At 59.9% G+C, this 20,356-nt stretch carries 18 protein-coding genes, 1 tRNA gene and 1 pseudogene; 9 read left to right on the top strand and 11 right to left on the bottom strand.

The features are described 5' to 3' along the window. Positions 1–10: 10 nt before the first annotated feature. From E0E29_RS16445 to E0E29_RS16425, 5 genes are all read right to left on the bottom strand, one after another. Positions 11–880 carry a metal ABC transporter permease gene (locus E0E29_RS16445; RefSeq protein WP_130850724.1) on the bottom strand — a complete coding sequence of 290 codons (870 nt, stop codon included), beginning with the start codon at positions 878–880 and terminating at the stop codon, positions 11–13. Then, positions 880–1,653: a metal ABC transporter ATP-binding protein gene (locus E0E29_RS16440; RefSeq protein WP_130850723.1), complete on the bottom strand. Its 774-nt coding sequence runs from the start codon at positions 1,651–1,653 to the stop codon at positions 880–882. Before E0E29_RS16440 ends, E0E29_RS16445 begins: the two co-directional genes overlap by 1 nt. Beyond that, positions 1,650–2,555 carry a metal ABC transporter substrate-binding protein gene (locus E0E29_RS16435; RefSeq protein ID WP_242622536.1) on the bottom strand — a complete coding sequence of 302 codons (906 nt, stop codon included), beginning with the start codon at positions 2,553–2,555 and terminating at the stop codon, positions 1,650–1,652. Before E0E29_RS16435 ends, E0E29_RS16440 begins: the two co-directional genes overlap by 4 nt. Before the next feature lie 118 nt (positions 2,556–2,673). Next, positions 2,674–4,884, bottom strand: coding sequence for a hydratase (locus E0E29_RS16430; RefSeq protein ID WP_130850722.1), 2,211 nt, complete (start codon positions 4,882–4,884; stop codon positions 2,674–2,676). Between the two features lie 226 nt (positions 4,885–5,110). Continuing rightward, the gene (locus tag E0E29_RS16425) at positions 5,111–6,175 is read right to left on the bottom strand and encodes a hypothetical protein (protein WP_130850721.1); all 1,065 of its coding nucleotides are present in this window, start codon (positions 6,173–6,175) and stop codon (positions 5,111–5,113) included. A gap of 349 nt (positions 6,176–6,524) precedes the next feature. Between E0E29_RS16425 and E0E29_RS16420 the strand changes: the two genes are divergently transcribed. The 8 genes and pseudogenes from E0E29_RS16420 (at position 6,525) to E0E29_RS16390 (ending at position 12,867) form a co-directional block, all read left to right on the top strand. Beyond that, positions 6,525–7,904, top strand: a complete 1,380-nt coding sequence (locus tag E0E29_RS16420) for a radical SAM/SPASM domain-containing protein (RefSeq protein WP_130850720.1) — start codon at positions 6,525–6,527, stop codon at positions 7,902–7,904. A 3-nt stretch (positions 7,905–7,907) separates the two neighbouring features. After that, positions 7,908–8,777: a DegV family protein gene (locus E0E29_RS16415; protein ID WP_130850719.1), complete on the top strand. Its 870-nt coding sequence runs from the start codon at positions 7,908–7,910 to the stop codon at positions 8,775–8,777. Between the two features lie 106 nt (positions 8,778–8,883). Further along, complete coding sequence (locus E0E29_RS16410; RefSeq protein ID WP_130848458.1) at positions 8,884–9,198, top strand: imidazolonepropionase; 315 nt, start codon at positions 8,884–8,886, stop codon at positions 9,196–9,198. After that, positions 9,195–10,052: an IS3 family transposase gene (locus tag E0E29_RS16405; protein ID WP_130848459.1), complete on the top strand. Its 858-nt coding sequence runs from the start codon at positions 9,195–9,197 to the stop codon at positions 10,050–10,052. The genes E0E29_RS16410 and E0E29_RS16405 overlap by 4 nt, the downstream gene beginning before the upstream one ends. Before the next feature lie 351 nt (positions 10,053–10,403). After that, positions 10,404–10,814 carry a right-handed parallel beta-helix repeat-containing protein gene (locus tag E0E29_RS16400; RefSeq protein ID WP_130850718.1) on the top strand — a complete coding sequence of 137 codons (411 nt, stop codon included), beginning with the start codon at positions 10,404–10,406 and terminating at the stop codon, positions 10,812–10,814. Between the two features lie 14 nt (positions 10,815–10,828). Next, positions 10,829–11,749 carry a zinc ribbon domain-containing protein gene (locus E0E29_RS16395; protein WP_130850717.1) on the top strand — a complete coding sequence of 307 codons (921 nt, stop codon included), beginning with the start codon at positions 10,829–10,831 and terminating at the stop codon, positions 11,747–11,749. A gap of 14 nt (positions 11,750–11,763) precedes the next feature. Then, positions 11,764–11,817, top strand: a pseudogene (locus tag E0E29_RS19325) (zinc-ribbon domain-containing protein); the annotation flags it as partial. A gap of 45 nt (positions 11,818–11,862) precedes the next feature. Next, complete coding sequence (locus E0E29_RS16390) at positions 11,863–12,867, top strand: hypothetical protein (protein WP_242622535.1); 1,005 nt, start codon at positions 11,863–11,865, stop codon at positions 12,865–12,867. 185 nt (positions 12,868–13,052) lie between these two features. Here E0E29_RS16390 and E0E29_RS16385 read toward each other — a convergent pair whose 3' ends face one another. The 6 genes from E0E29_RS16385 to E0E29_RS16360 form a co-directional block, all read right to left on the bottom strand. After that, the gene (locus E0E29_RS16385; RefSeq protein ID WP_130850715.1) at positions 13,053–13,730 is read right to left on the bottom strand and encodes a Crp/Fnr family transcriptional regulator; all 678 of its coding nucleotides are present in this window, start codon (positions 13,728–13,730) and stop codon (positions 13,053–13,055) included. Positions 13,731–13,992: 262 nt separating this feature from the next. Next, a tRNA-Thr gene (locus E0E29_RS16380) sits at positions 13,993–14,067 on the bottom strand. Between the two features lie 495 nt (positions 14,068–14,562). Then, positions 14,563–15,906, bottom strand: a complete 1,344-nt coding sequence (locus tag E0E29_RS16375; RefSeq protein WP_130850714.1) for an MATE family efflux transporter — start codon at positions 15,904–15,906, stop codon at positions 14,563–14,565. A gap of 112 nt (positions 15,907–16,018) precedes the next feature. Then, the gene (locus E0E29_RS16370) at positions 16,019–17,242 is read right to left on the bottom strand and encodes an aspartate kinase (protein WP_130850713.1); all 1,224 of its coding nucleotides are present in this window, start codon (positions 17,240–17,242) and stop codon (positions 16,019–16,021) included. 67 nt (positions 17,243–17,309) lie between these two features. Further along, entirely contained in the window at positions 17,310–18,518 is a 1,209-nt protein-coding gene (locus E0E29_RS16365; RefSeq protein ID WP_130850712.1) for a homoserine dehydrogenase, read from the bottom strand. 48 nt (positions 18,519–18,566) lie between these two features. Further along, positions 18,567–19,007 carry an ACT domain-containing protein gene (locus E0E29_RS16360; protein WP_130850711.1) on the bottom strand — a complete coding sequence of 147 codons (441 nt, stop codon included), beginning with the start codon at positions 19,005–19,007 and terminating at the stop codon, positions 18,567–18,569. A gap of 238 nt (positions 19,008–19,245) precedes the next feature. Here E0E29_RS16360 and ytvI point away from each other — a divergent pair, with 238 nt between their 5' ends. Next, the gene (ytvI, locus tag E0E29_RS16355) at positions 19,246–20,319 is read left to right on the top strand and encodes a sporulation integral membrane protein YtvI (protein ID WP_130850710.1); all 1,074 of its coding nucleotides are present in this window, start codon (positions 19,246–19,248) and stop codon (positions 20,317–20,319) included. Positions 20,320–20,356 lie beyond the last annotated feature (37 nt).

The raw sequence follows: 20,356 nt of genomic DNA, 5'->3' as shown, positions 1-20,356 counted from the left end.
CCTCCTTGTGTCACAGTCTTTGTTTCCGGAAACAGAATGTCACGGCGAAGAAGATCGCCAGATAGAGGGTGATGGAAGCGCCCGCGGAGGAGCCGATGTAATAAGAGGTAAGGAGCCCGGCGATACCGGCGACCAGCGCGGAGAGCAGGGAGATGAGGTGGTACTGCCGCATGTTCCGGGCGATGTTGCGGGCGGCGGCGCCGGGAAGGACCAGCAGGGAATTGATGACCAGCAGGCCCACCCAGGTCATGGTCACCGTCACCACCACGGCGATGGCGGCGGAAAAGACGGCCTCCTGCCAGAAGACCCGGATGCCCCGGCTGTCGGCCAGGGCCGGGTGGACGGAGGCGAGCATGAGCTGGTTGAAGGAGCGCACCCACAGCACGATGACCACCAGCAGAATGAGGGCCATGAGGCCGATCTTCATCGGCTCCACACTGAGAATGTCGCCGATAAGGAGGGCGTTGTACTTGGTGAAGCTGCCGCCGCCGAAGGTGGCCAGGAAGATGCCCAGAGCCACAGCGGTGGAGGAAAAGACGCCGATGACGGTGTCGCTGGCCAGGCTGGTCCGCCGCCGGACCACACTGAAGAGAAGGGCGAAGCCCACGGCAAAGAGGACGGCGATCCACATGGGGTCCACACCGGCGAAGAGCCGCCAGGCGGAGGCCAGGAGGGTGCCGATGGCGATGCCGGTGAAGGCGGAGTGACCCAGGGCGTCGGAGAAGAAGGACATGCGGCTCTCCACCACCATGGTGGAGAGAAGCCCGAAGAGGGGGGAGATGACCAGCACCGCCAGCAGGGCATTTTTCATGAAGTACATGGAACCCGGCTGGGCCCAGTCAAAGGGCAGCAGGTCCACGATGGTATACCACAGCTCCATCAGCCCACCCCCCTTCCCAGTGTCAGGTGGAAGACCTCCCGGAACTCGGGGGAGGAGAGGACCTCGGCGGGCTTGCCCGCCTTGAGGACTGTGCTCTGGAGGAGGATGACCTTGTCGGCGTACTCCTCCAGGGTAGCGAAGTCGTGGGTGGAGAGGAGAATGGACAAGTCGTACTGAGTGCGGACCTCGTCCAGCATGTCCAGCAGCTGCTTTTCTCCCTCAATGTCCACGCCGGAGAGAGGCTCGTCCAGGATGAGAATGTGGGGTACCGGTTCCAGAGCCATGGCCAGCAGCACCCGCTGGAGCTCGCCGCCGGAGAGGGCGCCGATGCGCTTGTCGATGAGTCCCTCGGCGTGGACCCGGCTCAGACACTCCGCCACCCGGGCCCGGAGCCGCTTGGGGGTGGGGAGAAAGACGGGCCAGTCCGAGATGGAGGCGGAGAAGAGATCCAGCACACTCACCGGGTCCCCACGGTCAAAGGAGGGGGACTGGGGCACGTAGCCGATGAGGGGGCGGGTGTGCCTGCCGCCGGCCTGCTGGAAGTCAATGGTCCCTGTGTGGGGGATCTGACCCAAAACAGTCTTGAAGAGGGTGGATTTGCCCGCGCCGTTGGGGCCGATGAGGGCGGTGATTTCCCCACAGTGGAGGTGGAAGTCCACGTCGTGGAGAATGACCTGGTCTCCGGCGGTCACCCCCAGGCCCTCCGCCCGGAGGCAGCAGGCCCGGGAACACCCTGCCCCGGCGGGCAGGTCGTCGTGCTTGTGTACGCTCATCCCAGGGCCTCCAATATGGTGTCAATATTCTGGTTCATGGCATCCACATAGGGCTGGATGCCGCTGCCCTCTCCGCTCATGACCAGGTCCAGTTGGGCCACGCCGCAGCCGGTCTCACGAGAGATGGCCTGGGCGGTGGCATCGGAGCCGTTCTTCTCGGTGAAGATGGCGGAGATGTCATATTCCCCGATGAGGCCTACGATCTCCTTGATCTCGGCAGCGCTGGCTTCAGCGCCCTCCTCCTCCTCAATGGCCTTCAGCAGGTCCAGGCCGGTGGCCTGGGCGAAGTACTGGAATCCGTCGTGGAAGGTGATGAAGGGCTTGCCGGAGAGCTGGGAGAGTTTGTCGGCGTCATAGCCCAGGGCGGCGTCGGCTGCGGCACGGTTGGCCTCGTAGTTTTCCCCGTGGTCCGGGTCCAGGTTGGACAGCCCTTTCGTGATATTCTCCAGCATGACAGAGACATTCCCCTCGTCCATCCAGATGTGGGGGTCGTACTCGGCGTCGTGGTCGTGGCCCTCATGGCCCATGGCCTCCAAAAGCGCCACTCCCTCAGAGCAGTCGATAACGGGAGCGTTGGAGGTTGCCAGGGCATCGGACATAAAATCCTCCAGGCCCACGCCGTTCATGACGATGACGTCGGCGGCCTCAATGGCCTTCATATCGTTGACGGTGAGGGTGTAGTCATGGAGACAGGAGATCTCCTCCTGGATGAGACGGGTAACCTCCACCCCCTCCACCCCTTCGGTGACGGCAGTGGTGAAAAGGTAGATCGGGTAGGTGGTGGCCAGGATGTGGATGGTATCGTCGTCCTCCGCCGGCGCGGGGGTGGCTGCCGTCCCGCCGCCGCAGGCGGTGAGCAGGAGCAGGCCGGAGAGGAGCAGAGAGAGCATGGTTTTTTTCACGGGAACACCTCGTAATGGTTTTGATTTTCTGACATGCTATATTATACCTCATAGCTGGGCATTTGTAAAACAAAAACGCAGGCCGGATGTGTTCCGGCCCGCGTTTGGCATGTGGAAATTATTTGGCGTAGTAGTTGATGAGGCAGCCAGCCAGTACGATGTCCCGCTCCTCCTGGGTCATGCCGAGGAGAGTGAGGGTGACGTTCTTCTCCTGGCCGTTCTGGATAAGGACGGCGGGGATGGACTCATCTCCCCGTTCCAGGGCGGCCCGGACGCCGGGGATATAGAGCCGGTCGCCGGGCTGGATGTTCCAGGCCTTCACGTCGGGAGCCTGGAAGGGCAGCATGCCCCAGTTGACCACATTGGAGCGGTAGCGCTTGGTGGCGAACTCGGCGCACAGGTTGGCGCAGCCGCCCAGCACCCGCTGGCAGGAGGCGGCCTGCTCCCGGGCGGAGCCGTCGCCGGGCTTGAGGGCCATGACGAAGGAGCCCAGGCCGGTGGTCTTGGGGTCGTGGCCCAGGAGGGCGTCGGTGGCCTTGCCGGCGCGGCGCTTGGCCTCCTCGGCCTGGATGGCCTTGGCCCGGGGGACATACTGGGGGTCCTTCCGGGAGAGGGCGAACTCGCTGAGCCGCAGGGGGTTGGAGCGGTAAGAGGAGGTCTCGCCGGAGGGGATGAGCTCGTCGGTGGTGGTGACGGGGTCATAGATGGCGGCGGCGGCGGTGAGGAGCAGGTTCTCGGGCAGGGGGATCTGCTCCGGCCAGTCGGCAATGTTGGGGCCGTAGACCAGCTCAGTGTCCGGCTGGGCCTTGCCCACGCCGAAGTAGACCCGGGCCTTGTAGGCGGAGTCGTCATAGGCCCAGCTCTCGTCGGGGCGGTCAGCGGGCACGTCGGGCAGCTCGTCAGCGGCGGTGAGGATGCCGCCGTTGCGGGCGGTGGCGGCGATGCTCCGGGCGTCCATGAGGGCCACATAGGAGATCTGACCCTCGCCGGGCTTGGAGCCCTCCCGGTTGGGGAAGTTGCGGGTGGAGTGGCGGATGGAGAAGCCGCCGTTGGCGGGCACGTCGCCTGCGCCGAAGCAGGGTCCGCAGAAGCAGGAGCGGATGGAGGCGCCGGCGGCCATCAGGGAGGCGATATAGCCCTTCTTGGTGAGCTCCAGGTTGATGGGCATGGAGCCGGGATAGCAGGAGAGCCAGAAGGCGTCGGAGCCGATGGGCTGGCCGATGAGGATTTCGGCGGCCCGGACCAGGTTCTGGTAGATGCCTCCGGAGCAGCCGGCGATGACGCCCTGGTCCACGTGGAACTGGCCGTTCACGATCTTGTGCGCCAGGGGGGCGGCGTTCTTGACGCCCAGCTGCTCGGCGGCGTCCACGTCCACCTGGTGGAGGAGGTCGGCCATGTTGGCCTTGAACTCCTTGATGGTGTAGGCGTTGGAGGGGTGGAAGGGCAGGGCGATCATGGGCTCCACGGCGGACAGGTCCACCTCGATGACGCCGTCGTAGTAGGCGCCCTCGGCGGGAGCCTGGGCCTTATACTGGTCGCCGCGGCCCAGGGCGGTGAGGTGGGCCTTGGTGTAGTCGTCGGTGGACCACACAGAGGAGAGACAGGCCGTCTCGGTGGTCATGACGTCGATGCCGGAGCGGTAGTCCATGGAGAGATTGGCCACACCGGGGCCGAAGAACTCCATGACGGAGTTTTTCACAATGCCGGCCTTGAAGGTGGCGCCGATGAGGGCCAGGGCCACGTCCTGGGGACCCACGCCGGGCCGGGGGGCGCCGGTGAGGTAGATGGCCATGACCTTGGGATAGGCGATGTCGTAGGTCTTGCAGAGGAGCTGCCGGGCCAGCTCAGGGCCGCCCTCACCGATGGCCATGGTGCCGTAGGCGCCGTAGCGGGTGTGGGAGTCGGAGCCCAGGATCATCCGGCCGGGGGCGGCGTACCGCTCCCGCATATAGGAGTGGATGACGGCCTGGTGGGCGGGGACGAACTCACCACCGTATTTCTTGGCGGCGGAGAGACCGAACACATGGTCGTCCTCGTTGATGGTGCCGCCCACGGCGCACAGGGAGTTGTGGCAGTTGGTGAGGACATAGGGCAGAGGAAACTCCTTAAGGCCGGAGGCCCGCGCGGTCTGGATGATTCCCACGTAGGTGATATCATGGGAGGCCATGGCGTCAAAGCGGATGGCCAAACGGTCCATACCGTCCAGGGTGTTGTGGGTCTTCAGGATGCCGTAGGCCATGGTACCGGTCCGCTCGGCGGCAGGTCGGGGCGGGGTGGGCACAAAGGCACCGCCCTGGAAGAGGACGGGGGATTGGGTGATTTTGATCATATTTTAATACCTCCATCGGCAGGAAATGCGTCTCCGCGGCAAAAATGCCGGGAAGGGAAAGGGTAAATCATTGAAATTATAGCATAAAGGGGGGATGAGAACAAGACTTTACCTTGTTACAGTGAGCAGAAAAATGCCCGGGCCTGTCGTCACAGCCATACAGACAGGTCCCGGGTGCCAGTTAAGCATATCTGATTTCTATTTTACCGGCGTAAAGCATATGTTTTCAAAAGCGATTGATCTCTTGCGGTGGAGTCATGGGCCTGGATGGAATCTGGGCAAGGACTTCATCCAAACGGGCGGAGCGTACCGACAACCCGGTTGGATGTTCCCGACCGTCTTGGAAGCGGGTGATCTCCCCATTGGGACAGACACCGGACAAACAAGCGGCGTGAGAGATGTAGGCGTCGGTATACAGGTTGTCCAGATAGTAGTCCAAAACCAAAGAGGGATAGCGCTGCTCCATCCGGGAGCGCCGGGCATACTGGTAGACCTGAGTTCCGCACTGAGCGGGACAGTCCTGGCCAGCCACACAGATGCTGCCGATTCCGGCCAAGGGGGAGAGCTGATCGGCCCACTTGCCGGATGCGATGTCCAGAGCCTCGTCGGGGCCGTCATAGGTCCGATAGAGGAAGTAGAGCGCACCCTCCTGGCGCAGCTGGGTGGCCAGGGACTGCCACTGCGGAACTTCGCTGCTGATACCGAGCATCAGGTTTCGGGGAGCCGTAAGGGCCTGGATGGCACCGGCGTCCGTCTGTTCGGGTGGGAGAAAGAGAAAGAAGGCGCAGTCCTCTGAAGCTGTGATGGCATCCAGGGCGGTGGAGATGGAGCGGCTCATTCCGTCGGGGAAGAGAAAGTAGGTGTAGATACCCAGCTCCATTCCTTCCCGGATGAGCCGAATCAGGACATGGGCGTCCAGATCCTCGGGATCACCGCCGATGTGGAGGGTAAGCGACCAGGGAATGCTCCAGGTTTGCGTCTGCTCCCGGGCGCGGATTTTACTGGTGCCGACGGTGAGGCAGTTCCACCCGAAATTGATGCCAAAGGTTTTCAGACGCTCGCTGTCCGCCGACCGCACGGCGTTGCACACCATAGTGTAGTAGGGGCTGTCCTCCTGCTCCAGCATGCGGCGGGCCATGGCGAGGAATTTCTTTTGATAGGGTCCGGAGGCGGCGACATCACCCAGATCGGCTAATCTCCGGATCCCTCGCCGGGGATCCCGCCGGATGTCGCGCAGGCTTCGATCTACGACAGATTCCATCATAGCACGCTTGAAAGCGTCTTGATCCATTTGAGCGCCTCCTTAGAAGGAAAACTGGAACCCGCAGAACAGCGGTCACATGTTACAGGGTATAAAATGCGCACGACAAAAAGGCGTGTGAACAAGTTGTATGGCGGTAGCCAGACGGATACCGCAGTAATTTCATCATAGAAAGCTGGCCGCCGGAAGGAAAGGGACAATTTGGCGGAACTGTCCAGAAAGGTGACAATTTTGAAAAGTGTCGAAAAATGTCCCAATTTCCTCACCCTGTCCCATGACATCGAAGGTGCTTTCGCTTTAAAATAAAAGCAAACAGAATACTCCGACGCATATTCCCCAAAATGTCGGCTCAAGCAGAGAAGAAATGAGGTTGATCATAATGAGCATTACAGAAAAAGCCAAGAGCGCGGCCATCAGCGCAGCTGTCACCCAGGCCCTTGCCTATCTGGAGAAGGACCCCGAGACCAATATCCCCAAGGTCATGAATCTGGTGGATAAGCTGGTTCCCGAGGATTGGTATGTGGCCCAGCGCCAGGCCTTCCGGAAGTCCATCGAGGAGAAAAACCACTGGTATGACCTGATCATGAAGGTCTATGCCCTGGATCCCGGTGTGCGGAAGGCGTTCTTCCGCAACTTCATCGTCAATGCCAGCCTGCAGGGCAGTGCCACTCAGGAGGAGGTTGCCCGGAAAGAGAACTGCAACGTGCCCTGGGCCATCCTGCTGGACCCCACCAGCGCCTGCAATATGCACTGCACCGGCTGCTGGGCGGCCGAGTACGGCAACCGGCTGAACCTGACCTTCGAGGAGCTGGACTCCATCGTCTCCCAGGGCAAGGAGCTGGGCACCTACATGTACATCTTCACCGGCGGTGAGCCGCTGGTTCGTAAGGCCGATATCCTGAAGCTGTGCGAGAAGCACAGCGACTGTGAGTTCCTCTCCTTCACCAATGGCACCCTCATCGACGAGGCCTTCTGCCAGGAGATGCTGCGGGTAAAGAACTTTGTTCCTGCCATCAGCCTGGAGGGCTTCTCTGAGGCCAACGACGGCCGCCGTGGCAGCGGTGACTTTGAGAAGGTCATGCATGCCATGAAGCTGCTGAAGGAGCACAAGCTGCCCTTCGGTATCTCCACCTGCTACACCAGCAAGAACTACGCCGATGTGAGCAGCGAGAAGTTCTACGACATGATCATCGAGGCCGGCGCCCTCTTCATCTGGTTCTTCCACTACATGCCCGTGGGCAGCGGCGCCGCCACCGAGCTCCTCCCCACCCCCGAGCAGCGCACCGAGATGTACCGCCGGATCCGCGCATTCCGCGGCTCCAAGCCCATCTTCGCCATGGATTTCCAGAACGACGCCGAGTATGTGGGCGGCTGTATCGCCGGTGGCCGCCGGTATCTGCACATCAATGCCCGCGGCGATGTGGAGCCCTGCGTGTTCATCCACTATTCCAATGTGAACATCCGCGACTGCAGCCTGCTGGACGCCCTGAAGTCCCCCATCTTCATGGCTTACCACGACGGACAGCCCTTCAACCAGAATATGCTCCGTCCCTGCCCCATGCTGGAGAACCCGGAGAAGCTGCGGGCCATGGTCAAGGCCACCGGCGCCAAGTCCACCGACTACGAGAGTCCCGAGGCGGCGGATACCCTGTGCGACCGTACCACTCCCTATGCGGAGAACTGGAAGGCCACCGCTGACCGGCTGTGGGCTGAGAGCGGACACGACTGCGGCGCTTGCGCCGGCTGTGCGAAAGAGTAAGCCATGGGTTATCGGATCTTTACAGATGCCACCGCCGATCACAGTCCTGAGATGCTGGCAGGGTTCCCCGAGGTGACCGTCCTCCCCATGGAGGTGATCCTGAACGGGAAGAGCCGGATTTACGGGCCGGGCGGGGATATGGATGTGGCGGAGTTCTATGAAGCCCTGCGGGGCGGTGCCACAGCCAGCACCACCCAGATCCGCCCCGACGTGTATTTCAAGCATTTCTCGCCCTGCCTGGAGGCGGGGGAGGACATCCTGTATCTGTGCTTCACCTCCGGTATGTCCGGCACTTATCAGACGGCCCAGATGTGCGCCCAGGAGTTGAGAGAGTCCTTCCCTGAGCGGACCATACGCTGCGTGGACACCCTGTGCGCCTCTGCGGGCGAGGGTTTCCTGGTCCGGGAGGCGGCCCGCAAGAAGGCCGAGGGCATGGACCTTGATGCGCTGGGCGATTGGGTGGAGGCCAACCGGCTCTCCGTCTGCCACTGGTTCACGGTGGATACCTTGGAGTTTCTGCGCCGCGGAGGCCGGATCTCCACTGCCGCTGCGGTGGTGGGTACGGCGCTTCAGATCAAGCCCATGCTCCATGTCTCTGAAGAGGGAAAGCTGGAGGTGGCCGAGAAGCTGAGAGGCGGTCGCCGGGCTATGTCCGCCCAGCTGGCACGGATGAAGAAGGGCTGGGAGCCCTCCATAGGCAAGCTGGTGGTCATCGGTCACGGTGACAGTCCAGAGAAGGCAGAGGAGCTGAAGACCCTTGTTCATGAGGCCTTCCCCGACAGCGAGATCCAGACGGCGCCCATTGGTCCGGTCATTGGCACCCACACCGGTCCCGGCATGCTGGCCATCATCTTCTGGGGCAGCGAGCGCTGATGAAAATAAGAGAGCGGACGCCCGTCAGTGAACAGATCCAGTAAAAACGGACAGTGACAAAAGCCCCCCTGATGTAGGAAAATAGACTACATCAGGGGGTTTTGTCATGAAGAAACGAAATTACACACACGTTCAAATGCTTTTACCAGAGATCAAGGCCATGTTGGCAGAGGGGAAAACACAGCGGGAAGTCGCAGAATACTATGGCTTCCGGAATAAGCAGGTGGTAAAAAGACTACTTGAGCGTGAGCGCCGTAAAGAACGAAAACTGGAAGCCGGAATCCGCCCACGACCGAAAGGACGGCCGAGAAAAGATGCTGCGCCAGGAGACGTTGTGGCAGAGCAGGCCTGTGAGATCCAACGGCTTCGCATGGAAAATAAACTACTGCGGGATTTTCTGCGCTTCACAGAAAGGAAGTGAGAGCAAAGGTAAAGTATCATATCATCTATCGTCACAGGACAGAGTATCCAGTGGCAGTCATGTGCAAATTCTTTGGAGTGTCCAGAAGCGGCTACTATGCTTTTGTCCATCGCCTAGGCAAGCCAGAAAAGGATGCGGCTCTTGCGGGGCTCATCGCACAGCAGCGGGAACGCAGCTTCCGCACCTACGGCTACCGGCGGATGTGGCTGTGGCTGAAAAGCCGGAATATCTTCTGCAATCCCAAAACTGTGCTGCGAATCATGAAGAAATATGATCTGCTCTCGGAGATCCGCCGCCGCAGGAAATGGCAGCAGATGGGGCGGCAGGCACACAAATACAGGAATCTGCTGAACAGGGAGTTCCATGCGGACAAACCTAACAGCAAATGGGTAACAGACATCTCCTACATCCACACCAGGCAGGGTGTGCTGTACCTTTCCATAATCCGGGACCTCTATGACAACAGCATCATCGCCTACAAGACTGGAACCCAGCAGACAGTGAATTTGGTTCTGGATACCGTTCATCTGGCAATGAAACAGGAGAAAAAGAGGGTCGCTGCGGAGTTGCAGCTCCACAGCGACCAAGGATTTCAGTACACCTCTGCAGCATACTTCAATCTGACTCAAGCATACGGAATCACACCATCCATGTCAAGGAAAGGAAACCCGTACGACAACGCCATGGCGGAAAATTTCTTCTCTATCCTCAAAACAGAATGTATTTACCGCCACAAACCGGCGACCTTTTCCGAAGCCAATGAGATGATTGACCGCTATATTTACTTCTATAACCATGAGCGCATCCAGTTAAAAACTGGAGAGGCGCCGCTGGCGCGACGCCTCTCCGCTTAAAACTTAATCTTTCCTACTAAGGGCTCTTTTTTGTACTGTCCGCACAATCTGGGGCAGTTCAGCCGCACCGGGCTTTTTGCGCTCTCACCGCCCCTGCCGCCCTGTCCGCTTAAACGCTCTTAAAAGGGCCGCTTAAAACCCCGGCCCACTCTGTCTCTCCGGTGGCCTGGTGAGGATAAAAAAAGAAATTGCAATCCCATTTTCACAGGACTACAATTTCTTCCTCGGTTTTGCACTTGTTTATCGCTGGAATCCCTTGATTTTAGGCCAGTTCCCGTGTTTTTCCGGGATATTTCATATCAAACCCCTTGGCCGGTCTATATTTCTCAACTATTCTGAAAACTTACACCGGTGGCGGTGACGCCTGAGAACGGCTCCACAATCACCGTGGAAAATGTGGAATTCCGGGGCGACGGCACCGGCACCGGCCTCACAGTGGAGGCAGACGGCAGGATACGGAACTGCGGCTTCTACGGCTGGGACACCGGACTGCTGGTGGGGGGCGTGCACTGGGCCGACCCGGTGGGCTGCTGGTTTGAGAACAACGGCGTAGGCTTTTGCTTCGACAGCGCCGGGGACTACTTCAATGACAGCTATTTTGAGGGAAACACCTTCCTCCACAATGAGATTGCCGTGGACCTGGTGCGGGTGCCCCGAGCCAAGGAGATCAACTTCCAGAACTGCCGGTTCTCCGGCAACGGCGGCAACATCCGCAACCCGTCCAATTACCCCTTCAACATTTCCTATGCTACCTTTGAATGAAAGGAACGACCTCTATGGAACAAAAATGCCCCCACTGCGGTGCTGTTCTTCCGGAGCACGCCTGCTTTTGCCCCCACTGCGCCCAGAGCGTCCGGGACCGTGAAACCGCCAATGTCCCCGCCCACCTGTGGCGAAAGGGGCTGAAATGGGTGCTGCTTCTGGCCCTGGTGGTTGCGGTAGGCGCGGGCGCATGGGCACTGCGGCCTGAGCCGGCTGTCGGCGGTCTCCCCGCCGGGGAGACCACGGCGGTGGTTTTTTCGGAGGACGAGGACGGTATGGTCACCGTCACCCCCGACCGGCTGCGGGAGTACTTTCCCACCCTCACCGGCATCAACTTCGGCACCACCTCCACCACCAGCGGCAATATCGACGATTACCTGGTAGAAAATCTCCAGCTGGCCAACCTGGTGGCCTCTCGGGGAGCCTATGGTACCGACGAGGAGAAGGGGATGTTCAGCACCCGCAGCTCCGGCACCCGGGTGTGCCTGCTCATGTTCGACCGCAACACCCACCTGATGGGCTACTTCATCGGGGAGCCCATCCAGGTGTCGGAGGGACAGTGGCAGATAGACGTGGTGTCCTGCGATTATGACTTCACCCAGCTCTATGAGGATCAGCTGGCCGCCTTCGAGGGAAGCTGGGAGGAGGATTTTTCCCACTACATCCCGCCGGAGGAGATCGAGAGCTCCGGCGTAGTGTGGTTCCTGAACGGCTACAACACCGGCAAGGGCCCGGTGCTGCGGGAGGATGACGCCCAGATCTACCACCTGTGGGCCATGCTCCACTCGCCGGAGCCGGAGCGCCAGTGCCGGGAGATCGAGCGGCTGGAGGAGTTCCTGCCCAACGAGGGCCGGTGGCGCTGCTATCTGTTGCTGGATGCGGACTATGACCTGCTGGGCTACACCATGCTGGACTACCAGGGAAACGGGGGTTAAGCCATGGCATACAAATGCCCCACTGCGGCGCGGACCTGCCGGAAAACGCTGCCTTCTGCCCCCACTGTGCCCGGGACATCCATCCACGGAGAGAGACGAAAAAGCCGGTTCCGTTGCTGAAAAAGCTGCTGCTGGGCCTGCTGGGACTGGCGGTGGTGATCGCTGTCGGGGCAGGGTTTAGGTACTTCAACCGGCCCCATGTGCCCCAGGAGTACGACGGAGAGGGCGAGGTGTACTATGAGAGCGGGGACAAGACCTACCAGCTCCTGGTGGCCTGGCCCGACGACCGCACCGCCCCCGCCGCCGACATCTACCACCAGGGCGCGCCGGATGAGCAGTACCGCTGGCCCTCCCGGTGGTACGTCAACGACGCCCTCACCGGCACCGACCCCTGGGGGGAGTTCGAGCCTCTGGTGGAGAAGGTCACTGTGGAGGTGGTCCAGGACGAGAACGCCGCAGATGAACTCATTGCTGGGGAGCCCAGCCACCAGGAGGACTACTCCCCCGATGCCGCTATGGTGTCCTCCCTGGACTTTACGGGCAATTCCGGCGAGCCCCAGGTGGTGTGGACCGTTCAGATGAAGAACGGGGACCTCATCCGGGTGCAGCAGAACCTCCACATCACCCTCGTCATCACTCACGAGTACCACTGGCAGGACTATCCCATGAGCACGATGGAGGAGGTACAGGCCCTGCTGGACCAGATTGCCAACCAAGTGCCGTCCACCGACCAGGTGCTCCTCTACCTGGCCCCGGGGACCTACGAGGGAGACCTGTTCTTCCACCGGTCCTACGACCTCTACGGCAGCACCGACGAGGGTGGAGAGCGCACCGTGTGGAAGGGCTCGGTCTCCATGGAGGACGGGCACTACGACTGGATCAACTACTTTTATGACATCGACTTTGTGGGAGACGGCACGGATATTGGGATCAACACCCCGGTGAAGGCCTGGCCCGTGGGCTGTACCTTCACCGGCAACGGCACCGGCATCCTGCTGGAGAGCGTGCCCACCGACATCACCATGGTCTTTGACGGCACCGTGTTCTCCAATAACGGCACCGATCTGGACAACCGCTGCGACCACCCCATCGACACCACCAACGCGGTTTTTCAGTGAACAGACTGCGCCGCTTTCATTGTCCCAGGCGTGGCAAAGAAAAGGTGCACCAATTTGAATCGTTCTCACAAATATATGTTCTGAACGAAGCACACATAAAATATAACAGGCGGACAGCTGAAGCTGTCCGCCTGTTATATTTTATGCACTGAATGATGTGGAACCCGCACCTGTTCCAATCCGTTTCATATGTGCCGCTCCACCGGGTTCAGATGAAACCAAGAACCTTTGGTGTCAAGCTGTCCGGCCTTTTTCAATTTGCTAAGCTCCGCTGACATGGCGGTACGCTCGACCCCCAGATAGTCTGCCAGGGTCTGCCGGTCGCATGGGATGACAAACTCTGCGCTCCCTTGCTGCTTCGCCTGGTCCAAAAGATAAGTCAGCAGCTTGTCCTTTGTGGTTTTTTGAGACATATAACGCACTTTCTGCGTGAAAGCTAAATTTTTCTGCGCCAGCCCCTGCAATAGATTCTGAATCAACAGACTGTGAAAATGGCAGGTATGAGAGCACAGAGTCAGTATCCGCCTGCAATTCAGGAGAAGTACCTCGCTTTCCTTGACGGCAAACACGCTTACAGGCATATGATCCAATCCAGCGCAGGAAAAAGCCTCTCCAAAGGAATCTCCGGGCTGCAGGATCGACAGCACGCTCCGGTTCCCATAGTAATCATCCTGAACCACCTGCACGCCGCCTGAGAGAACGACACCTACCATCTGCGCGGGGTCGCCCTCCAAAAAGACAGGCTCTCCCTTGGAAACCGATGTAATTTTCGCACCAAGACAGCCCATCATCTCATTCAAATCCTCCTGCCCAATTCCATGAAACAGGGAACAATGGGACAGAACAGAAAAATAATGTTCCATATGAGCCTCCAACGTTGGAATTCCAACAATTCTTTCTTGATTATAGTAGCATGCAGACCTAACGTCAAGCACTCCGATGTTGAGGCGGCACAGGCCATCGGAAGCAAAAAACGATACCCATACCGACAGGTCCGCACAAAAAACAAACCGCAACCCAGCATAAGCGGTTGCGGTTTGGAAAGGTGGCGCAAGGGAGCGGACGGATGACGTTTTTTGACATAGGTATAAAAAACGTCGGAGCAAAGCGGACTTTGCTCCGACGTGGAGCTAGTGGTGGGAATCGAACCCACAACCTTCTCATTACGAGTGAGATGCTCTGCCATTGAGCCACACTAGCCCGTCTGCAGCACAACGACTGCAAACTGCTTTTGTTATGATACTATATCCGCCCCTGGTTGTCAAGCGAGTTTCGCACCGCCCGCCGCCCTTTTCCAGTCCTTTACTGTAGCTATACAAGAAGTATATCTCTCTTTGCAGGCGTTCCCTTTTCCCTCATTTTTCTATTTTCCTCTTTTTCCTTCTGTTCATAAAAAGTCCACATTCTCCAGTCTTTCAGAAACGAACTTTTACTTTTTTATTGTTGTAATTTTTATCATATAGTTTACATAATATTAAACATGTAAGGTGTATTTACATCTAGTTATTCACATTTTGCACCGGGTTTTCCACCGGTCGTTCCCCTTCTTATGCCTGGAATTATCGCACTTTTACACCTATTTTTCCACATTCTCAACACAGGGTGTTCTGTTGCCCAGGCTCCCTTATTAATTTACATAATATAATTTCTTGTGGAAAAATCCATATCAAACATGTATGGGCATTTTCCCAGTTCTTATCCCTGTGCCGTATCCAGCAGGCGTTTCTGCCGCCAGGCGCCGCTCTGCCAGCGGATGAGGAAAAGCACCGCACGGATGCACTCATCTGCCGCCATGGCGACCCACAGCCCAACCAGACCCCAATCCAGGACTACCCCCAGGAAAAAGCTTCCGCCTACGCCCACCAACCACGCGGCAAAGACGCAGATGACGGTGGGAAAGCGGATATCACCGCAGGCCTGGAGCGCCCGGCACATGACCATGTTCACCGCCCGCCCCAGCTCCAGGGGGATCTCAATGAGCATGATGGTACCGGCCAGGTCCAGGATTTGAGGGTCCTGTGTGAAGATGCTGTAGACTGGCCGCGCCGCCAGCCAGAGGAGAACTGAGAGGCCTCCGGAAACCAGCACGGCCCCCCGCAGGGTGGACATGACCTGGCGGTGGGTGGCCTCCATCTCCCGGGCACCCATGAGCCGGGCCACCACCACCTGACATGCCTGGGAAAGTGCGGAACCGAACATATAGGTAACGTTGGCAAAGATCATGGCATAGACCCTGGTATTGACCACATAGGCGGCGAACTGGTTGCAGACGGCCTGGATGCAGATCTGAGAGCCGTTGTAGGAGAGCGACTCACTGCCGGTAGGCAGTCCGATACCCAGGAGCTGAAGCATCTCCGCCTTGGGAAAGGGGCGCAGGTGCCGCCTGGAGAGCAGGCCGGGGAAACGCCGCCGGAACAGGCAGGCGATGACCACCACCCCTACAAAGCGGCTCAGACCGCTGGAGAGGGCAGCACCCGCCACGCCCAGAGCGGGCAGGGAGCCCAGCCCGTTGATGAGGATATAGTTTCCGCCAATGTTCAGGCAGTTCATAAAAATGGAGACCATCATGGTCTCCCGCATCATCTGAGCGCTGCGGAAAAAGGCGGTAAAGGTAAGGTAGACCGACTGAAAGACCATGCCGGCGCCGATGATGCGCATGTAGAGACAGGTCTCTTCAAAAATCAGCTCGTGGACCCCCATGAGCCGGAAGATGGGGCCACAGCCCAAAATCAGCAACAGGCTCACCGCCAGGCCGAAGATCAGGTTCATCACCAGGGCCGCGGTGCAGGTACGCCCCACCCGTTTGGTGTCTCCGGCCCCCAAGTACTGGGACACCAGGATCATGGCTGCGGTGCACACCACCGAGAACACCAGCAGCAGCAAATTGGTGATCTGGTTGGCATTGCCGATGGCGCCTACCCCGTTGGGGTCCCGCCAGCCCACCATGATCTGATCGGCGTTGCCCACCAGCATCTGGAGCAGCAGTTCCACAAAAATGGGCCAGGACAGGCTCAATACGTCTTGCTTCTTCTGTTTCATCGTTTTTCCTCTCTTCAGAACGCAGAACGGGAGCCCGGAGACCCCCCTGCCGGGCGGGGTCTTCGGGCTCCCATCTCAACGCGTCTTTGCGCCGCTGGGGCATTTTGCAAACTCAGATGTTGCCGAACTCCTCATAGAAGCGGTCGTGGATGACCTGGACAGCGGTGTCGGCGTCGCACTTGTCCACCAGGACAGACACCTTGATCTCACTGGTGGAGATCATGTGGATGTTGATGCCGGCGTTGTAGAGGGCCTCAAACATGAGGGAGGCCACACCGGGGTTGTTGATCATACCGGCACCCACGATGGAGACCTTGGCGATCTCATCGGTCACGTCGATGTGGTCAAAGCCAAGCACGCTCTGCAGGTCGGTCATGACCTGCTTGGCCTTCTCCATATCGTCCAGGTCCACGGTAAAGCTGATGTCCTTGGTGTTGTTGCGGCCAATGGACTGGAGGATGATGTCCACATTGATCTTATACTTCGCCAGGGCGGAGAACATCCGGAAGGCGGTGCCGGGCTTGTCGGGCAGGCCGACGAGGGCCAGGCGGGCAATATTTTTATCCTTGGCAATGCCGCTGACATAGGGCTTTTCCATGGTTTTTGCAACCTCCTTGACTTTTGTCCCGGGCTGACCGGAGAAGCTGGAGAGGACCTCCAGATTCACGTTATACCGCTTCGCCATCTCCACGGAGCGGTTGTGCAGGACCTGGGCGCCCAGGGTTGCCAGCTCCAACATCTCGTCGTAGGTGATCTCATCCAGCTTCCGGGCGCCCTTCACATAACGGGGATCGGCGGTGTAGACACCGTCCACGTCGGTGTAGATCTGGCACAGGTCGGCATGGAGGGCGGCGGCCAGGGCCACTGCCGAGGTGTCCGAGCCGCCCCGGCCCAGGGTGGTGATGTCGCCGTACTTGTTGATGCCCTGGAAGCCGGTGATGATGACGATCTTCTTCTTGTCCAGCTCGGCCAGGATACGCTCGCTGCGGATGCTCTTGATCCGGGCGGCGCTGTAAACGGAGTTGGTCTTGAAGCCCGCCTGCCAGCCGGTGAGAGAGACCACCGGGTAGCCCATGCCCTCGATGGCCATGGCGCACAGGGCGCAGGAGATCTGCTCGCCGGTGGAGAGAAGCATGTCCATCTCCCGTTTGGATGCCTTGGGATTGATCTCACCGGCCTTGGCGATAAGATCATCGGTGGTGTCACCCTGGGCGGAAAGGACCACCACCAGGCTGTGCCCCCGGCGGTAGGTCTCCGTGATGATGCGGGCTACGTTGCGGATGCGGTCGGCATCCGCGACGGAGGACCCGCCGAATTTCTGTACAATGAGTGCCATGGTATATGTACCCCCTAAGCATTTATGGGAAAGGGGAGCCTGCCAGGCTCCAAACCAGTCTATGCCCTCACTCCAGGACCCGGAACACCGACTGGGGCACCAGCGCTCCCAAAGCGCCGTCCAACTGGGCGCGGGTCATGGGGCTGGTGAGGAAGGCCACCTCATCGGCAGGCGCGCCGGGGCGGGAGAGCAGGCTGGCGCCGGGCACCGCCCGGGCATCTTCCGCCGTACCCAGTGCCCGCACATACCAGCGGAAGGGCATCTTCTCAGGCCCGACCGCCACATCGTCGCCTCCGGGCCCCCACTCGATCCGTTTCCGGGACCGAATGTGCCGGGCGGCATCCATGACGTCGGCCACCACGGCGGAGGCGGTGGGCAGCTTGCCGGCGCCCCTGCCGTAGAACATCACGTCGCCGATGGCGTCGCCCTTGACCATGATGGCGTTGAACACGTCCTCCACACCGGCCAGCGGGGCCTCGCCGTCCACCAGATGGGGCGCCACATAGGCGCAGATTTTGCCGTCATCCTGCTTGACCGCCCGGCCCAGCAGCTTGATCTTCCGGTTGCAGGACTCGGCGTAAGCCACATCGGCCAGGGTCACGCCGGAGATGCCCTCGGTGGGCACCTGCCGGGGATAGACATGACGGCCGAAGGCAATGGCAGCCAGAATGCAGATCTTCCGGCAGGCGTCGTGTCCCTCCACATCGGCGGTGGGGTCCTTCTCGGCGTAGCCGTTGTCCTGGGCCTCCTTCAGCGCCGCCTCAAAGGTGAGGCCGGAGCGGATCATCCGGGTGAGAATATAGTTGGTGGTGCCGTTGAGGATGCCGCAGACCTCTGTGAGCTCGTTGGCCGCCAGGCACTGGGACAGGGGGCGCAGGATGGGGATACCGCCGCCCACGCTGGCCTCAAAGAGGTAGCTGACGCCCTTCTCCGCCGCCAGCTGCAAAAGCTCGTGGCCGTGCTCGGCCACCAGCTCCTTGTTGGAGGACACCACGCTCTTCCCAGCCGTCAGAGCACGGCGTGTAAAGTCAAGGGCTACGGTAGCCCCGCCGATGGTCTCCACCACAATGTCCACGGTGGGATCGTTTTCAATAATGGAAAAGTCGTGGACTACCTTATCCCCAAAGGGGCTGTCCGGAAAGTCCCGCACATCCAGGATGTACTTGAGACGGACCGGCGTCTCCACCTTCTGGTCGATGTGGTCGGCGTTTTTGGCCAGCACCTCGGCCACACCGGAACCAACGGTGCCAAAGCCCAGGATCGCAATATTCACCATGTGATCTACTCTCCTCTGATTCAATTCCGACGTTCGCGCCGGGCGGCGTCAGCCCGCCAGGATCTCACACTTCAGGACGCCCTTGAGCTCCGTGGTCCGGGTCAAAAGCTCCTCCACCGGGATCTGAAGCCCGGAGGTCTCCGCCCCAATGGTCACCAGAGCACAGCCGCTTGTAGGAATGCCCTGGTTGATGGTGAGAATATTCGCCCCCGATACGGCAAAACTATTGAGCACCGACGACAAAACGCCGGGTTCGTCCCGGAGCCGGACCTGGACGGTCACGATCCGGCCGTGGAGCATATCGTTGAAAGGCCGGACCGCATCCTTATATTTATAAAAAGCGCTGCGGCTGATCCCGGTGATCCCGGTGGCCTGATGAACGGTCTCGGCCTCGCCGGTCTCCAGCAGCCGCTTGGTCTCCGCCACCTTACGGAAAATCTCCGGCAGGGCGGCGGCCTCCACGATAAAATATTTGGGCGGATTCGCCATGGCAATCTACTCCCCTATCCCCTCTGTGGCGCAGAGGTCTTCGTGTCTTTGTCACGCAGGCATTTGTCCGCATGTGGGATTTATTTTAGCACAGTAAATTGAGATGCGCAAGTGCGTTTCCTCATATACTTCCCACGATTTTTTCCTATCAGCAGTGCTCAAAAATCGTCGTTGTCACCATACCAGTCCCTGCCGCCTGTCTCCCGGAGACGGCCACCTGCCATGAAAGGAGGTCGCAATGGTCCCAAAACCGCTTTACCGGTTTCTGCAAACGGGCGGTGTGTTTCTCCTCTGCGCCCTCCTGCTCTGGGTTTTTTCCAGACTGATGCTGACCTGGTTTGCCCCTTTTTTGGTCGGTTTCCTTCTGGCCGCCATGCTGGAGCCCCCCGTTCGTTTTCTTACCCGCCGCCTGCACCTGCCCCGCTGGGCGGCATCGGGGCTATCCACGCTCCTCCTGGCCCTGTTCCTCAGCGGCGGACTTTTTTTGCTCCTGTGGCGGCTGTGGTGTGAGACGGAGCATCTGCTCAAGGACCTGCCCGGACTTCTCGCTCCGCTTTCCGCCGCCGGCACCCTGTCGGAGCACTGGAGCCTCCGCATTCTGACCGCGGCGCCACCGGAGCTGCGCCCCCTGCTCCAAAACGGCCTGGACGCCCTCTCCGAACAGGCCGCTGCCCTCCCCGCTCGACTCTCATCCGCGGCGGCGGCCCAGACCGCCGCCGTTTTTGCCGCCCTCCCGCGGTGGGGACTTGGCCTCTTCACCACAGTGCTGGCCACCTACTTTTCTTCCGCCGGACGCCCCGCCCTGCTTGCCTTTCTCTGGAGGCAGGTGCCGAAAGAGCGTCAGGCCGACGTCCACACCGGCCTTCTTCACCTCCGTACCGCTGCCCTGGGCTGGCTCCGTGCCCAGGGCCTGCTCACCCTGCTCACATTCTCTCTCCTCCTGGCCGGACTCTTTGCGCTGGGGATGGAGTCTCCCCTCCTTCCCGCCGCCGTTACCGCCCTTACCGACGCCCTGCCTGTGCTGGGTGCCGGTCTGGTACTGGTCCCATGGTCTGTGCTCACCGCCCTGTCCGGCGATCTGCCCATGGCACTGGGCCTTCTGGGACTATGGGGTCTGGTGATGACCGCCCGCAGTTTGCTGGAACCCAAGTTGGTGGGACTCCACGCCGGTCTGCCTCCCCCGGCCGCCCTGCTGGCCATGTATGTGGGCTTCCATGCTCTGGGCGTGGCCGGAATGGTGCTCACTCCCCTTGCCCTGATGCTCGCCAAGGCCCTGCATGACGCCGGACTCCTGCATCTCTGGCAGGATTGAACCTTTTTGATATTTTGTCCGCTTATCTGTCATTTTT

Source organism: Intestinimonas timonensis (assembly GCF_900626145.1).
GTDB classification, from domain to species: Bacteria; Bacillota; Clostridia; order Oscillospirales; family Oscillospiraceae; genus Intestinimonas; species Intestinimonas aquisgranensis.
This window is presented reverse-complemented; position numbering and strand designations above follow the sequence as displayed.

Excerpts from the sequence above, each read along its gene's own strand:
- E0E29_RS16440 (WP_130850723.1), bottom strand. The coding sequence starts at position 1,653 with ATGAGCGTACACAAGCACGACGACCTGCCCGCCGGGGCAGGGTGTTCC.
- E0E29_RS16385 (WP_130850715.1), bottom strand. The coding sequence starts at position 13,730 with ATGGAACATTATTTTTCTGTTCTGTCCCATTGTTCCCTGTTTCATGGA.
- E0E29_RS16360 (WP_130850711.1), bottom strand. The coding sequence starts at position 19,007 with ATGGCGAATCCGCCCAAATATTTTATCGTGGAGGCCGCCGCCCTGCCG.
- E0E29_RS16395 (WP_130850717.1), top strand. The coding sequence starts at position 10,829 with ATGGAACAAAAATGCCCCCACTGCGGTGCTGTTCTTCCGGAGCACGCC.
- E0E29_RS16375 (WP_130850714.1), bottom strand. The coding sequence starts at position 15,906 with ATGAAACAGAAGAAGCAAGACGTATTGAGCCTGTCCTGGCCCATTTTT.
- E0E29_RS16445 (WP_130850724.1), bottom strand. The coding sequence starts at position 880 with ATGGAGCTGTGGTATACCATCGTGGACCTGCTGCCCTTTGACTGGGCC.
- E0E29_RS16370 (WP_130850713.1), bottom strand. The coding sequence starts at position 17,242 with ATGGCACTCATTGTACAGAAATTCGGCGGGTCCTCCGTCGCGGATGCC.
- E0E29_RS16415 (WP_130850719.1), top strand. The coding sequence starts at position 7,908 with ATGGGTTATCGGATCTTTACAGATGCCACCGCCGATCACAGTCCTGAG.
- ytvI (WP_130850710.1), top strand. The coding sequence starts at position 19,246 with ATGGTCCCAAAACCGCTTTACCGGTTTCTGCAAACGGGCGGTGTGTTT.
- E0E29_RS16365 (WP_130850712.1), bottom strand. The coding sequence starts at position 18,518 with ATGGTGAATATTGCGATCCTGGGCTTTGGCACCGTTGGTTCCGGTGTG.
- E0E29_RS16425 (WP_130850721.1), bottom strand. The coding sequence starts at position 6,175 with ATGGATCAAGACGCTTTCAAGCGTGCTATGATGGAATCTGTCGTAGAT.
- E0E29_RS16410 (WP_130848458.1), top strand. The coding sequence starts at position 8,884 with ATGAAGAAACGAAATTACACACACGTTCAAATGCTTTTACCAGAGATC.
- E0E29_RS16420 (WP_130850720.1), top strand. The coding sequence starts at position 6,525 with ATGAGCATTACAGAAAAAGCCAAGAGCGCGGCCATCAGCGCAGCTGTC.
- E0E29_RS16430 (WP_130850722.1), bottom strand. The coding sequence starts at position 4,884 with ATGATCAAAATCACCCAATCCCCCGTCCTCTTCCAGGGCGGTGCCTTT.